This window comes from Streptomyces sp. NPDC051555 (assembly GCF_044454405.1).
Classification (GTDB): domain Bacteria; phylum Actinomycetota; class Actinomycetes; order Streptomycetales; family Streptomycetaceae; genus Streptomyces.
Map to the genome: position 1 here is coordinate 50721 of NZ_JBITDP010000012.1, position 14183 is coordinate 64903.

The 14183-nt window shown below is 70.9% G+C and carries 17 protein-coding genes; 11 read left to right on the forward strand and 6 right to left on the reverse strand.

Annotated features, from left to right (window positions below; genetic code table 11):
* Window positions 1-12 precede the first annotated feature (12 nt).
* Window positions 13-696, forward strand: coding sequence for a UbiX family flavin prenyltransferase (locus ACIBEA_RS23780; protein WP_399264063.1), 684 nt, complete (start codon window positions 13-15; stop codon window positions 694-696).
* 16 nt (window positions 697-712) lie between these two features.
* Here the strand turns inward: ACIBEA_RS23780 and ACIBEA_RS23785 are convergent, their stop codons facing one another.
* Complete coding sequence (locus ACIBEA_RS23785) at window positions 713-847, reverse strand: hypothetical protein (protein ID WP_399264441.1); 135 nt, start codon at window positions 845-847, stop codon at window positions 713-715.
* A gap of 130 nt (window positions 848-977) precedes the next feature.
* Here ACIBEA_RS23785 and ACIBEA_RS23790 point away from each other — a divergent pair, with 130 nt between their 5' ends.
* The 6 genes from ACIBEA_RS23790 to ACIBEA_RS23815 all read left to right on the forward strand — a co-directional run bounded on the left by ACIBEA_RS23790 (window position 978) and on the right by ACIBEA_RS23815 (window position 5530).
* Window positions 978-1433, forward strand: a complete 456-nt coding sequence (locus ACIBEA_RS23790; RefSeq protein WP_399264065.1) for an Lrp/AsnC family transcriptional regulator — start codon at window positions 978-980, stop codon at window positions 1431-1433.
* A gap of 101 nt (window positions 1434-1534) precedes the next feature.
* Entirely contained in the window at window positions 1535-2698 is a 1164-nt protein-coding gene (gene mqnE / locus ACIBEA_RS23795; protein ID WP_354380388.1) for an aminofutalosine synthase MqnE, read from the forward strand.
* 101 nt (window positions 2699-2799) lie between these two features.
* On the forward strand, window positions 2800-3348 hold the full coding sequence (locus ACIBEA_RS23800) for a GNAT family N-acetyltransferase (RefSeq protein ID WP_399264067.1): 549 nt from the start codon (window positions 2800-2802) through the stop codon (window positions 3346-3348).
* Window positions 3349-3487: 139 nt separating this feature from the next.
* Window positions 3488-3796, forward strand: a complete 309-nt coding sequence (locus ACIBEA_RS23805) for a DUF4229 domain-containing protein (protein ID WP_399264069.1) — start codon at window positions 3488-3490, stop codon at window positions 3794-3796.
* Window positions 3797-3999: 203 nt separating this feature from the next.
* The gene (locus tag ACIBEA_RS23810; protein WP_330335068.1) at window positions 4000-4077 is read left to right on the forward strand and encodes a putative leader peptide; all 78 of its coding nucleotides are present in this window, start codon (window positions 4000-4002) and stop codon (window positions 4075-4077) included.
* An 88-nt stretch (window positions 4078-4165) separates the two neighbouring features.
* Entirely contained in the window at window positions 4166-5530 is a 1365-nt protein-coding gene (locus ACIBEA_RS23815) for a dicarboxylate/amino acid:cation symporter (RefSeq protein WP_399264071.1), read from the forward strand.
* Between the two features lie 72 nt (window positions 5531-5602).
* Here ACIBEA_RS23815 and ACIBEA_RS23820 read toward each other — a convergent pair whose 3' ends face one another.
* Both ACIBEA_RS23820 and ACIBEA_RS23825 read right to left on the reverse strand, forming a co-directional pair.
* The gene (locus tag ACIBEA_RS23820) at window positions 5603-5794 is read right to left on the reverse strand and encodes a DUF397 domain-containing protein (RefSeq protein WP_399264073.1); all 192 of its coding nucleotides are present in this window, start codon (window positions 5792-5794) and stop codon (window positions 5603-5605) included.
* Window positions 5791-6648 (reverse strand): helix-turn-helix domain-containing protein, encoded by an 858-nt coding sequence (locus ACIBEA_RS23825; protein ID WP_399264075.1) that lies wholly within the window; start codon window positions 6646-6648, stop codon window positions 5791-5793. Before ACIBEA_RS23825 ends, ACIBEA_RS23820 begins: the two co-directional genes overlap by 4 nt.
* A gap of 157 nt (window positions 6649-6805) precedes the next feature.
* Here ACIBEA_RS23825 and ACIBEA_RS23830 point away from each other — a divergent pair, with 157 nt between their 5' ends.
* Entirely contained in the window at window positions 6806-7267 is a 462-nt protein-coding gene (locus ACIBEA_RS23830) for an ATP-binding protein (RefSeq protein ID WP_399264399.1), read from the forward strand.
* 75 nt (window positions 7268-7342) lie between these two features.
* Here the strand turns inward: ACIBEA_RS23830 and ACIBEA_RS23835 are convergent, their stop codons facing one another.
* Window positions 7343-7846, reverse strand: coding sequence for a nuclear transport factor 2 family protein (locus ACIBEA_RS23835; protein ID WP_399264077.1), 504 nt, complete (start codon window positions 7844-7846; stop codon window positions 7343-7345).
* Between the two features lie 72 nt (window positions 7847-7918).
* Window positions 7919-8995 (reverse strand): medium chain dehydrogenase/reductase family protein, encoded by a 1077-nt coding sequence (locus ACIBEA_RS23840; protein WP_399264079.1) that lies wholly within the window; start codon window positions 8993-8995, stop codon window positions 7919-7921.
* 145 nt (window positions 8996-9140) lie between these two features.
* On the opposite strand from ACIBEA_RS23840, the gene ACIBEA_RS23845 reads away from it, so the two are divergent.
* Entirely contained in the window at window positions 9141-9803 is a 663-nt protein-coding gene (locus ACIBEA_RS23845; protein ID WP_399264082.1) for a TetR/AcrR family transcriptional regulator, read from the forward strand.
* 193 nt (window positions 9804-9996) lie between these two features.
* Window positions 9997-11100: a helix-turn-helix domain-containing protein gene (locus ACIBEA_RS23850; RefSeq protein ID WP_399264083.1), complete on the forward strand. Its 1104-nt coding sequence runs from the start codon at window positions 9997-9999 to the stop codon at window positions 11098-11100.
* 9 nt (window positions 11101-11109) lie between these two features.
* Here the strand turns inward: ACIBEA_RS23850 and ACIBEA_RS23855 are convergent, their stop codons facing one another.
* Entirely contained in the window at window positions 11110-12060 is a 951-nt protein-coding gene (locus ACIBEA_RS23855) for a hypothetical protein (RefSeq protein ID WP_399264085.1), read from the reverse strand.
* Between the two features lie 217 nt (window positions 12061-12277).
* Between ACIBEA_RS23855 and ACIBEA_RS23860 the strand changes: the two genes are divergently transcribed.
* Window positions 12278-14143, forward strand: coding sequence for an AMP-dependent synthetase/ligase (locus tag ACIBEA_RS23860; RefSeq protein WP_399264087.1), 1866 nt, complete (start codon window positions 12278-12280; stop codon window positions 14141-14143).
* Window positions 14144-14183: the final 40 nt, after the last annotated feature.

The window sequence follows — 14183 nt, forward strand, 5'->3', positions numbered from 1 at the left end:
AGGCTCGGACGCATGAGTGAGGGCAAGCGCACCCCCTGGGTGGTCGGGGTTTCAGGGGCGTCCGGGACGCCGTACGCGGCGTCCGTGCTGCGGGGGCTGCTCGCGGCGGGGGAGAGCGTGGACCTGGTGGTCAGCCGGTCCGCGCGGCTCACGCTGCTCGACGAGACGGGGATCGCCTTCCGGGACGCGCACTGGCGCGCGGACCTGGAGCAGTGGCTGGAGCGGGGGGCCGACGGGAAACCGGGCACCTTCGCGGGCTTCGACCTGGACGCGGTGCGCTACTGGAACGCCGGGGACCTGGCGGCCGGGCCGTCGTCCGGCTCGTACCCGGTCAAGGGGATGCTGATCGTGCCCGCGTCCACGGCGTGCGTGGCGGGGGTGTCACTGGGGCTGTCGAAGGACCTGCTCCAGCGGGTGGCGAGCGTCACGCTCAAGGAGCGGCGCCGGCTGGTGGTCGTGGTGCGCGAGACGCCGCTGAGCGGTCAGACGCTCAAGGCGCTGGTGACGCTGGACGAGGCGGGCGCAGTGGTGCTGCCCGCCTCTCCGGCGTTCTACGCGGGTGCGACGCACATCCAGGATCTGGCTGACTTCGTCGCGGGGCGGGTACTGGACGCGGCAGAGGTGCCGCACCGGCTGTACCGCCGTTGGGACGGGGAGCTGGGCGCGGCCCGTGCTCCCGGTGCTGGTGAGGACTAGCCCGGGTGAACCGGTACTAGCGCTTCTTGGCGCCGAACGACTTGCGGGTCTTGTCGACACGCACGGCTGCGGCGGGCTGGTGGGCACGGGATCGGTTGGCCAGCTCCTGGAGCTGTCGCATGTGTGCGTAGGCCATCTCGATCGTGTACACGGTGAACCACTCCTGAAGATTGTCAGATCATCGTTGATCTGTTGAAAGATTCACAGGGCTTCGACCCTGTGTGCCTTAGATTCTATACGTAAACTTGCGGGATCGCCGAATAATGGAAGGCTCCAGGTATATGGACACCGTGGACAGGCAGCTCATCCAGGCCCTCCGGGAGAACGGCCGTGCCTCCTACGCGGAGCTGGGCCGGCTCGTGGGCCTCTCCGGCCCCAGCGTCACCGACCGGATCAACCGGCTGGAGACGGCCGGTGTGATCACCGGCTACCGCGCGACCGTGGACGCGGCCTCGCTCGGCCTCGGGGTCACCGCGCTGATCGGCATCTCCCTCTCCGACGCCGCGGACCACGAGGACGTGGCCCGGCGACTGCGCGACCTCGCGGAGATCGAGGACTGCTGGTTCATCGCGGGCGACGACTCCTTCATGCTCAAGGTGCGCGCGAGCGACGTGGACGGCCTGGAGAAGATCATCCGGCGGCTGTCCGGCACCAAGGGCGTCTCCCGGACCCGCACCACCATCGTGCTCTCCACCAAGTGGGAGAACCGGGTCGGGGAACTGCCGGAAGAGCACTGAGAGTACGGTGGGTCGGGGTTCCGCAGGCACAGGTACGGACGTCCGCAGGACAGACATAGCAGGACAGACGCAGCAGGACAGACACAGGAGGCGACCGGCACATGGACGCTGGGCTCAAGCGCGAGCTGGAGGAGAAGGTCCGCTCCGGCGAGCGGCTGACGCGTGAGGACGGCATCGCCCTCTACGAGTCGGACGATCTGGCCTGGCTCGGTGGCCTCGCCCACGAGGTGCGCACCCGCAAGAACGGTGACGTGGTCCACTTCAACGTCAACCGCCACCTGAACATGACCAACGTGTGCACCGCCTCCTGCGCGTACTGCTCGTTCCAGCGCAAGCCGGGCGAGAAGGACGCGTACACGATGCGCATCGAGGAAGCCGTTCGCCTGGCCAAGACCATGGAGAACGAGAACCTCACCGAGCTGCACATCGTCAACGGTCTGCACCCCAACCTGCCGTGGCGCTACTACCCGCGCTCGCTGAGCGAGCTGAAGAAGGCGCTGCCGAACGTCTCGCTGAAGGCGTTCACGGCGACGGAGATCCACCACTTCGAGACGATCTCCGGTCTCTCGGCGTCCGAGATCCTGGACGAGCTGATCGAGGCCGGCCTGGAGTCGCTCACCGGCGGCGGCGCGGAGATCTTCGACTGGGAGGTCCGCCAGCACATCGTCGACCACCGCACCCACTGGGAGGACTGGTCGCGCATCCACCGCCTCGCGCACGAGAAGGGTCTCAAGACCCCGTGCACGATGCTGTACGGGCACATCGAGGAGCCGCGCCACCGCGTGGACCACGTGCTCCGGCTGCGCGAGCTGCAGGACGAGACGGGCGGCTTCCAGGTCTTCATCCCGCTGCGCTACCAGCACGACTTCGTGGACATGCAGGACGGCAAGGTCCGCAACAAGCTCCAGGCGCGGACCACGATGGCCACCGGCGCCGAGGCGCTGAAGACCTTCGCGGTCTCGCGACTGCTCTTCGACAACGTCCCGCACGTGAAGGTCTTCTGGGTGATGCACGGCGTGCAGACCGCCCAGCTGGCGCTCCAGCACGGTGCGGACGACATGGACGGCTCGGTCGTCGAGTACAAGATCACGCACGACGCGGACAACTACGGCACGCCGAACAAGCTCGGCCGCGACGACCTGCTGGAGCTGATCCGGGACGCGGGCTTCCGTCCGGTCGAGCGCAACACGCGCTACGAGATCATCCGGGAGTACCCGGGTCCGGACGCGGGTCTGCGCGACGAGCCGCAGGCGATGCGCCTCTGACGTCCCGCTGTCGACGAGAAGGCCCCGACCTCCTGGGATTCGCCCCGGGGGTCGGGGCTTCTTCGTTGCCGAATGGCTGAGGTAATGGTTAGTCTGCACCTATGACCATTACGGCCCCCCTTCCGCTCCCGCTCACCTTCAGCGTCGACCCGGTCGTCGACCCGGCCCTGCACGCGCAGGTGCTCGACCTGTGGGTCGAGGTCAGCAACGCCGGTGGCGCCGTCGGCTTCGTGCCGCCCGTCCGTCACGAGGTCGTCCGCCCCGAGCTGCTCAAGCACCTCGTCGCGATGGCCGAGGGGCGGACCCGGCTGGTCGTCGGGCGCGACGGGGACGGCCGGGTCGTGGCGACCGCCTTCCTCGCCACCAACGCGCACGGGCTCATGAAGCACTGGCTCTGGGCGTACACGGTGATGGTCGCGCCCGGCCTCCAGGGGCGGGGCGTCGGGCGCGGGCTGATGGCGGCCGTCGCCGACGCGGCCCGCGCCATCGAGGGCATCGACGCGGTCCGGCTCGGCTGCCGGGGCGGCCTCGGCCTGGAGCGTTTCTACGCCTCCTGCGGATACCACGAGGTGGGGCGCGTGCCCGGGGCGATCCGGGTCGCCCCGGGCGACGACCGCGACGACGTCACCATGCTGCTGCGACTGCGCTGAGCCCGGAACGGGCGCCGGGCGACGCCGGTCGGGTGGGGCCCCGGCGGGCGGTGCGGGGGGCCCGGCATGCTTCACTGGTCGGGCACTTCCGGGCGTACCCGACGCTCACAGCCGACGAAGACAGAGAGAAAGGGTCACCGTGTCCCTCAAGCCGAGCGCAACGATCCGCTACACCACGATGCGGCTGGCCATCTTCGTGGGCTGCTTCGTCCTCGTCCTGGGCCTGGTCAAGGCCGGTCTCGTGCCGTCCTCCCTCGGTGACGCCAACCTCGCCTGGGTCGTGCTGCTCGCGCTGGTGCTGTCCGCCCCGCTCTCCTTCGTGCTGCTGCGCAAGCAGCGCGACGTGATGTCCGAGCAGATCTCCGGACGCATCGCGGGTGCGAAGGGTCGCCTCGCCGACAACCAGACGCAGGAGGACGCGGCGGACGACGCCGCCCGCGCGCACTGACCTCGACGTATTGCCGAAGCGCCCCTGCGGCGGGTTCCCTCCCGCCGCAGGGGCGCTTCGGCGTTTCCGGGGTCGAGGGGTCGACCGCGTTTCCGGGGTCGATGGGTCGACCGAGATCGATGCTCAAAGCAGTTCTTTGAGATTCTCAAAGGAAAAGTGTTAGCGTGTTCAACATGTTGACGTCAGCTGCGCCCTTCGAAGCCATGAGCACCCTGCTCGTGGCGCGCCTGCACGTCGACCTCTGCCGCCGCGCGTCCGCGGCCTGTTGCTGCTGTCGCTGATCCAGCCCACGCAACGCATGCAGCAGCGGTCCCGGCCGGCCACCTCCGGCTGCCGTACCGCATCACCACCACCTTCCGGAGAGTGTTCGTGTCCGCGACCCCCGAGGCCCCCGCCAAGGCCTCTTTCAAGTTCCCCTTCTGGGCCCAGATCGTCACCGGTCTCGTGCTCGGCGTGCTGTTCGGCTGGCTCTCGCGCAGCCAGGACATCAGCTGGCTGGCCACCACCCTGGAGAAGGTCGGCGACATATTCGTCCAGCTCCTGAAGCTGGCCGTCGCCCCGCTCGTCTTCTTCGCGATCCTGGTGTCCGTCACCAACCTGCGGAAGGTGAACAACGCCGCCCGCCTCGCCTCGCGCACGCTGCTCTGGTTCATGATCACGTCGCTGATCGCGGTCGGCATCGGCCTCGCGATCGGCCTGCTGACCAACCCGGGCTCGGGCACCGGCCTCACCGCCGCCGACGGCAAGGAGCCCAAGCGGCACGGCTCGTGGATCGACTTCCTGACCGGCATCGTGCCGAACGACATCGTCACGCCGTTCACCGAGCTGAACGTCCTCCAGATCGTCTTCCTGGCCGCCGTCGCCGGTATCGCCGCCCTCCAGCTCGGTGCGAAGGCGCAGCCCGTGCTGACGCTCGCCGAGTCCGTCCTGGAGCTGCTGCAGAAGGCCCTGTGGTGGGTCATCCGGCTCGCCCCGATCGGTACGGTCGGCCTCATCGGCACCGCCATCGCCAGCTACGGCTGGGACCTGATCGGCAAGTACGCCGTCTTCACCGCCGACGTCTACATCGGTTGCGCGCTCGTGATGTTCGGCGTCTACCCGCTGCTGCTGGCGACCGTCGCCAAGGTCAACCCGATCCAGTTCTTCAAGGGCGCCTGGCCCGCGATCCAGCTGGCCTTCGTCTCGCGCTCCTCGGTCGGCACCATGCCGGTCACCCAGAAGGTCACCGAGCGCCTCGGCGTCCCGAAGAACTACGCGAGCTTCGCCGTTCCCTTCGGTGCCACCACGAAGATGGACGGCTGCGCCGCCATCTACCCGGCGCTCGCCGCGATCTTCATCGCCCAGATCTTCGACGTGCAGCTGGGCATCGGTGACTACCTGCTCATCGCCTTCGTCTCCGTGGTCGGCTCCGCCGCCACCGCCGGTCTGACCGGCGCGACCGTGATGCTGACGCTGACCCTGTCCACGCTGGGCCTGCCGCTGGCCGGTGTCGGTCTGCTGATGGCGATCGACCCGATCCTCGACATGATGCGGACCGCCACCAACGTGGCCGGCCAGGCCCTGGTCCCGGTCATCGTCGCCGCCCGCGAGGGCATCTTGGACCGCACGGCCTACGCCACCGCCTCGTCCTCCCCGCTGGACGAGCTCCCGGCCGAGACCGAGTCGGTCGAGTCGGTCGAGTCGGTCGAGTCCGCCGAGGCCGCCGCCGAGGAGAAGGTCCCGGTCGCCGTCTGACCGTACGGCCCCACGCCGGCACGCACACTCATCGCAGCCTCCGCCCCCGTCCGGGCGGGGGCTGTGGTGCGTTCAGCGGCCGGAGGCGTGCGCCACGAAGTCCGCCCAGGTGCGGGGGGTGAAAGCGAGGTGGGGGAGCAGGGTGTCCTTGGAATCGCGGACGTGGACGGTGGCGAGGGTGGCGGCCACCTCGACGCAGGAGTCGCCTTCGCTGCCGCTGCTGTGACTGCTCTTGAACCAGGCGAGCTCGGGATTTTCGATCATGTTTCTCCCAGCAGTTCCTCGACGAAGTCCCGCGACTCCCGTGGCGGGAGGGCCTCGGCCCGGATGATGCCATAGCGCAGTTCGAGGATCCGGAGCTGCTTCGGGTCCGACACAGGGCGTCCGTTGAACGCTCCCTCTGAGCGTCCCACGGCGGTGCCGTCCTCGAACTTCAGGATCTCGATGCCGCCGTCCATGCCAGCGTGTGCCTCGCGGCTGTTCGGCATGACCTGGAGGGATACGTTGCGCAAGTGGCTTACCTCCAAGAGCCGTTGGAGCTGTCGGCGCCACACCATTGTGCCCCCGATGGGGCGGCGCAGCGCGGACGCTTCGTGGACGAAGCTGATCGCCGGGGCGGGGGCGCGGTCGAAGATGGCTTGTCGGGCCATGCGTGCTGCGGTGAACCGCTCCACCTCGTCCTGTGCATAGGCGGGCTGGCGCATCTCGAAGAGGGCCCGCGCGTGATCCGGTGTCTGCACCAGTCCGTGTACGACGTGCGTGCTGTAGACGCACACCTCCACCGCCCGGTTCTCCAACTTCGCGAGGTCGCGCACCTTCTTGGGGTAGCGGACCTGCTCCATGTCCGCCTTCATGGCGGCGATCTTCCCGCCCGCCCGAAGGGCCTCGTCCGTCCTGTCCAGGTACTCCGGGCGCGGGATGCGCTTGCCGGCCTCGACCTTGCGGACGAGGTCCTCGCCGTACCCGATGGCGGTGCCGAGGTCGGCGGCCCGGAGGCCCGCTTCCTCGCGCCAGGCCCTGAGCTGGCGGCCCAGTGCGGCCAGTACCGCCACTCCTTGCTCGTCCTCGGGGTCCACGTCCCAGCCCGCGTCCCGCGTACCGTCACTGTCCACGCTCATGCGCGCCCGCCTCCGACGTACCGATGTCCTCGACGCCCCCTGCCCGGCGGCCGGACAGGACAGCCGGGACAGCCCCGGACAAGAGCCGGACAAACGCGGGACGTACAGGTGTTGCCACTTCTCACGGTATGCGGACATCGACACGCTGAGTGACGTGATGAATCAAATCTGCAACCCCACCCGTCAATTCGTCGCCCAGCTCGCCGCCACTCCCCACGGAGCCCGCCGGGCCCGGTTGCTCGCCGTCGAGCGGATCGGTTCTTGGGGGGTCGCGACAGAAGGGCCCGGTCTGGTCGTGGCCGAGCTGGCGGCCAACGCGGTGACCCACGGTCGCGTGCCGGGGCGGAGGTTCCGGCTGCTGCTCACGCTGTACGGCGGTGTGTTGCGCATCGAGGTGGTCGATACCCGGGGTGACCGGGTCCCTGGTCTCCGCGACCCGGGTGAGGACGGGGAGGCCGGTAGGGGCTTGGTGCTGGTGACCGCGATCGCGGACCGCTGGGGGGTGGATCCGGGGCCCTCACCCTGCAAGGTGGTGTGGGCCGAGTTGGATGTGGTCGGGCGGCTGACCCGCTGGGACGTGGAGGGCCGAGACCCGGTGGGGGCGGACGTCAAAAGCTAAAGGACCGAGAGAAACCAACCAACCGCACCCCTCCGGCTCCCCGTCGCTGACCCCGGGGTCGCGGGGTCGTGGGGGTCACGGAGTGGGGGGCGTCCAGTCGGCGGGGAGGCCGGACTGGGCGAGGACGGCATTGAGGCTGTAGAAGTCCTGGTCGTGGGCGATCCGCGGGCCGTCGAGGTCGAGCAGGGTCGCCAGCGGCACGGCGAAGGGCTTGGGCGCGCCCTTGAGGTGCCCGGAGTAGACGGCCTCGATGGTGATGTGGTCACCGTCCCGGTGCGCGGCGCGCACGGTGACCCGGACGTTCTCGATCAGGGCGTCGGTGCGGGCCTTCCAGCCGGATATCTCCTGACGACCCGTGAACGTGACGCCTATGGCCTGGTCGGTGTAGGTCCCGCCGGAGATGAACAGCGCGCCGAGCGCGCCGGGCTCCGTGCCGTTCCAGGCGGTCTGCCATGCGGCGACCACCTTCGGCAGGTGCCGATCGCCGGGCGGCGAGGCGTAGGAGGCGGTGCTGAGCGCGACCGTGGCGGCCGCGGCGCAGGCGAAGGCGGTCAGGGTGTGGGCGGGGCGGGGCTTCATGGTGTTCGTCCTCCGTCGAGGTCTGCGGTCTTGGGGGCGGGGGGAAGGGGCTCAAGGAGTCAGCGGCAGGGGTCAGGGAGTCAGGACGACCTTGCCGGTGACGGTGCCGGACTCCGCCAGGGCGAGGGCCTCGGCGGCCCTGGCGAGCGGCAGTTGGGCAGCGATCCGGGCGGTGATCTCGCCGCGCTGGAGGGCGCCGAAGACCTCGGTGAGATCGCTCCGCAGCCGGGCGCGGAAGCGGTCCTGGTTCAGCGCGCGGCCGGCCCAGATGTTGTAGAAGTGCGCGCGGCGGCCGTTGGGCAGGGCGTTCCAGAGCCAGGTGCGGGCGAGGATCTTCAGCACGGGAAGCTGCTTGGAGCCGCTGTCGTCGCGGGTGGAGGCGCTGCCGTAGGAGACGAGGGTGCCGCCGGGGGCGAGCAGCTGCCAGGAGTCGATGACGCTGCGGCCGCCGACGTGGTCGAAGACGGCGTCCACCCCGCCGGGGGCCAGCTCCCGGGTCCTGGCCGCCACATTCCCCACGCGGTAGTCGATCGGGGTGACGCCCAGCTCGCGCAGTGCTTCGTGGTGGCGGGCGGAGGCCGTGCCGATCACCTTCACGCCGGCCGCGCGGGCCAGCTGGACCAGGACGGAGCCCACTCCGCCGCTGGCGCCGTGCACCAGGATGGTCTGCCCGGCGCGCACGCGGGCCGTGCGGTGCAGCATCTGCCAGGCGGTGATGCCGTTGACCACGACCGTCTCGGCCTCCGCCGCGCTCAGGCCCTCCGGCACCTCGACTGCGTCCTTCGCGTCGACGACCACATGGCTGGCCCAACCGCCGACCTTGACCAGCGCGGCCACCCTCCGGCCAGTCAGGTCCGGGGCGACTCCCGGGCCGGTCGACACCACGCGGCCCACCAGGTCGTAGCCGGGCACGAAGGGGAACGGCGGCTGGTCGTAGTACCGCCCGCGGCGCATCTGCTGCTCGGCGAAGGAGACGCCGGTCGCCTCCATGGCGATCACCAGCTGACCCGTGCCGGGCTCCGGCACGGAGGTGCGCATGACTTGCAGGCCCTCCGGGGCCACGACGCCCGGCAGGACGACCTGGGTGGCCTGGGTGGTCTGGGTGGTCTGGGTGGTCTGCGGGGTCTGGGTGAGGTGGTCGGTGCTCATGTCGCTCACTCGTTTCGTAGGAGATTTCGTAGTGGGTTTCTCGTTCGTTAGAAGTTGTAACCCATTCGAGTCGCGAGAGTCAAGAGCTTTCGTGATACCTTCTAACCAACAAGCTGGCGAGAGATCGAGAGAGTGGAGGCAGGCCATGAGCGAGTCGGATGCGAGGACACCCCGGGAGCGGTACCGCACCCAGGTGCGGGAGGAGGTCAAGCAGCACGCGTGGGGGCAGATCGCCACGGCCGGGGCCTCCGCGCTGTCCCTCAACGCCATTGCCAAGCAGATCGGCATGAGCGGGCCGGCCCTGTACCGGTACTTCGCCAACCGTGACGAGCTGATCAGCGAACTCATCAGGGACGCCTACCGCAGCCTGGCCGACGCCTTCCGCGTCCGCGCCGAGGCCGGCACCGACCTCGCCGACCTGGCGGACACCCTGCGCGCGTGGGCCCTGGCGGACCCCCAGCGGTACCTGCTCGTCTACGGCACCCCTGTGCCCGGCTACGAGGCGCCCGAGGACACGACCCGGATCACCGCCGAGATCATGGCCGTCCTCCTCGACGCCTGTGCCGCCGAGGAGCCCGCCGCCAGACCCCCGTCACCGCTTGAGGCGCATCTGGAGGCGCACCTGGCGGAGCACCGGATATGGGCCGCCGAGCATCCGGGCCCGCCGTCGACCCTGCACCGCGCGCTCACCTTCTGGACCCGGCTGCACGGCACGCTCTCGCTCGAACTCTCCGGCCACTTCACCGGCATGGGATTCGATCCGGCGCTGCTCTACACCGCGGAGGCGGAGGCGCTCACCGGCCGCTGACGGCGGCCGCGCGCCGCCGCGTCACACCGGAAGGAGGTTGGTAACTCGCATGGGTGAACTGTTCCAACTCGGCTGGATTTCCGAGGGGTTGCCGGGCATATGCTCGCCGCACACCGTCCAGACATGAGACGGCCCCCGCCGGGACTGGCATCCCGAACGAGGGCCTGACCAACTAGGAAGTAGACGCTTCCCAATGGCTCCCGAGCACCCTAGCGCGGCCTCGCGCGCGTCGTCCCGTCTTCCCGCCGGGACCCCTCGATCCGGTGTCTTCCACGTCAAGGTCCGGCACTCCTCGGAGTTCGTGGTCGTGGGCAACCACCTAGCCCAGAACTACGGCATGTCGCTGATGGCGATCGGCCTCGCCACCCACATCCAGTCGCTGCCCACCGGTGCACCGGTCGGCATCAAGCGCCTCGCCGGGCGGTTCCGCGAGGGGGAGGTGCGGATCGCCTCGGCGCTGCGGGAGTTGGAGGCGCACGGGTACCTGGAGCGGGTGCGCGTGCGGTTGGAGACGGGGCAGGTCATCACCCGTACGGTGTCCTACAACCAGCCGGGCGCGGCGTACCCCGAAGGGGCGACGACCGACCACGTACCGCCGCTGTTCCGGGCGGGCGCCCCCACGGCCGAGCCGGAGCCGGGTCCCGTGCCGGACGCCGAGCCGCCTCCGGAGCCCGAAGCCGAGCCTGACGCCGAGCCGGATCCCGAGCCCGACCCCGAGCCGCAGGGGCCCGCGCCGGAGCCCGGGTCCCGGCCGGCCTCCCGCCTGACCTCCCGCTCGGGGTCCCGCCCGGCGTCCCGGCCGCGGTCCCGGGGGGCGTCGCTGGGGCCGTTGCCCGGGGCTGGGATCGGTCCCGTGGGCGGGCCCGGGTGCGGCCAAGGGGGTGGTGCCGCCGGTCCGGTGGGCGCGGGTGGGGTGCCCGCCGGGCAGGTCCGGCAGGAGGCGTTCGACCTGCTCGCGGAGTTGCGGCTGCGCGATCCGCGGCTGTTGCTGCCGGAACGGGCGGTACGCCAGTTGGCGCCGGAGGTGTCGGGGTGGCTGGACCTCGGCGTCGAGCCCGAGGCCGTAGCGCACCTGCTCGCCGGGAACCTGCCCGCGGAGCTCGGCAATCCGGCGGCCCTGATCGGGTACCGCCTGAGAGCGCAGGTCCCGCCGCGGCTCCCGGCGCCCCGGGGCGCCCCGCCGACCGCGCGGCCGGACCCGTTCCAGACGTGCGACGGGTGTGAACGGGCTTTCCGGGCTCCGGTACCGGGCGGCTACTGCCGGGACTGCGGACCGGTGGCGCAACGGGCCGCCTGATCGCCCCGGTCAGGCGGCGGCGGACCCGTCGTCGCGGTGCCTTCCGCGCCGGAAGCGCACGACGAGGGGGCCGCCCACGATGAGGGCGACCCCGGCGCCGCCGAGGGCCCATGCGGTGGCAGCGTCCACACCGGTGCTGGCGAGCGGGCCGGAGCCCGGCGGGACCGGCTGGTCCGGCCCGGTCCCTGCCCCAGCTCCTGAGTCGCCGCCCGGGCCCTGGCCGCTTCCGGCGCCCGGGTCGGGTGTGGGGCGGGGGGTCTGTTCGGGGTCCGGGGTCGGGGTCGGGGACGACGTGGGCTCGGGGTCTGGTGTCGGCTCGGGGTCCGGGCCGGGCTCCGGGTCCTGGGTCGGCTCCGGTGTGGGGTCGCCGCCCCCGGTGGGCGGGCCCACGACGCGGGCGACGGCGTGTTCAGACGGTTCGACGCGGTCGGGGGTGCTGGACATGGACGTTTGGAGGGTGAAGGCGTGCAGCTCGGCCTCCTCCCGGAAGCGCATCCGCACCTGCACCTCGGTCCGGCCGGTGGGGAACGCGCGGTCCACGGGCCACAGGTCGTAGTAAGCGCTCCAGTCGTTCGAGAGGTCTGTGGCGGCGACGTTCTTCCAGAGGCTGCCGTCGAGCACCTGTACGACGTAGTCATCGGGCGTGAGGGTCTCGTCGGGCAGGGCCGCGACTTCCAGGGAGAGCTCCCGGCCCTCGGCCGGCTCGTCGCCCTTGACGTCGACGACGACGGTGAAGGTCCCCCAGTCGCCGCCCGCGACGAACTCGGGGGGTACGGATCTCAGGCTGAGCGAGATGTTCTTTCCCGCCGCCGCACGGGTCGCGATCGGGGTGGCGGTGGCGGTGGCCGAGGCGGTTGCTGTCGGCTCGGGGATGTCGGATGGGGTCGCCTGGGCCGGGACGCCGATGAGGAGGGTCGGGCCGGCGAGGGCTACGACGAGGGATGCGCGGGGGAGCTGCACGGAGGGGTTCCGTTCTGTGTCGGGGTCTCCCTTTTGACCTTGTTGTCGTGGGATCGGCATCGGTACCCGTGCCGGTTCGATGCACCCATAAGCCGGCTTTTGGGGCTCCCGGGCTGCTCACGAGGCTGGAAAAAGGGGCCCGGGGGCTGGTCGGACGCTGTTACCGCTGGGTAGATTACCGGCGGTAACAGCCGAGCCGGGTCGAGGAGCGTGCACCGTGGAAGCCGAGCAGCAGCAGCCCCCGCAGCTGGTGGAGCCCGTCAAGACCGTGATCGACGGGGTGGTCCGGCAGGTGGAGGTCCCCGCGCTCGTCGGCCCCTCGGCCCACGGGACCCTCGGGGACATCCCCTTCGACAACGCCCGGCAGGCGCCGCACGAGCCCGTCCTCGCCCGCAAGGACCGCGACGGGGTCTGGCACGACGTGAGCGCCGCCGCCTTCGCCGCCGAGGTGCTCGCCGTGGCCAAGGGCCTGATCGCCGAGGGCCTGCGGCCCGGCGACCGGCTCGCCATCATGGCCCGCACCACCTACGAGTGGACCCTGCTCGACTTCGCCGGCTGGGCGGCCGGGCTGGTCACCGTACCCATCTACCCCACCTCCTCCGCCCACCAGGCCCGCTGGATCATCGAGGACTCCGGCGCCGTCGCCTGCGCCGTCGAGGACACCGCGCAGGCCCGCGTGATCAGCGGCGAACGCGTCGCCCTGCCCGGCCTCGCGCACCTGTGGGAGTTCGACACCGGCGCCCTCGCCCGGCTGGTCAAGGCGGGGGAGCGGATCCCGGACGCGCTCGTGCACGAGCGCCGCGAGCGCTGTGCGCCCGACTCCGTCGCCACCCTCATCTACACCTCGGGCACCACCGGCCGCCCCAAAGGCTGCGTCCTGACCCACGGCAACTTCCTCGCCGAGGCGGACAATTCGGTCGCCCTGCTGCACCCCGTCTTCCGGTCCGTCAGCAAGGACCCGGCCTCGACGCTGCTCTTCCTCCCGCTCTCCCACGTCTTCGGCCGGACCGTGGCCATCGGCTGCCTGCGCGCCCGCGTCAAGCTCGGCCACGCCCCGAGCATCCAGACCGACGACCTGCTCGCCGACCTGGCCGGATTCCGCCCGACCTTCCTCCTCGCCATCCCCTACGTGCTGGAGAAGGTCTACAACACCGCCCGCGCCACCGCCGAGAAGATGGGCCGCGCCGCCTCCTTCGACCGGGCCGCGCGCATCGCCCGCAGCTACGGCGAGCTGGTCGAGGGCAAGTCCCCGGGACTCGGCCTGCGCGCCGCCCGGGCGCTCTACGACCCGCTGGTCTACCAGCGGATCCGGGCCGCCCTCGGCGGTCGGGTGCGCTACGTGCTGAGCGGCGGCTCCCCGCTCGGCCGCCGCCTCGCCGCCTTCTACACAGGCGCGGGCATCGAGGTCTTCGAGGGGTACGGGCTCACCGAGACGACCGGGGCCAGCACGGTCACGCCCCCGCTGCGACCCCGCCTCGGCACGGTCGGCTGGCCGCTGCCCGGCACCGCCGTGCGGATCGCGGACGACGGCGAGGTGCTGTTGCGCGGCCGGCACGTCTTCGCCGGGTACTGGAACAGCGGCGCGGGCCTGCCCGAGGGCAGTTGGTTCGCCACCGGGGACATCGGCGAGCTCGACGTCGACGGGTACCTGAGCATCACCGGCCGCAAGAAGGACATCATCATCACCTCGGGCGGCAAGAACGTGGCCCCCGCGCCGCTGGAGGATTGGCTCCGCGCCCACCCGCTCGTAGGCCAGTGCATGGTCGTGGGCGACAACCGCCCGTACGTCACGGCGCTGATCACCCTGGAGCCAGAGGGGTTGGTGCACTGGCGGCAGATGCACAAGAAGCAGCGGATGCCGCTCACGGAGCTGGTGCACGACGACGACCTGCGCGCGGAGTTGCAGAAGGCGGTGGACGAGGCGAACAAGCTCGTCTCGCGCGCCGAATCGATCCGTCGCTTCGCGGTGCTGCCCGCCGACTTCACGGAGGAGCGCGGCCACCTCACCCCCTCGATGAAGCTCAAGCGGTCGGCGGTCGCCCGCGACCACGAGCGGGAGATCGAGGAGCTCTACCGCCGCTGAGCCGGGGCCGTACCGCTGCTGTCCCGGGGGCCGTACAGGC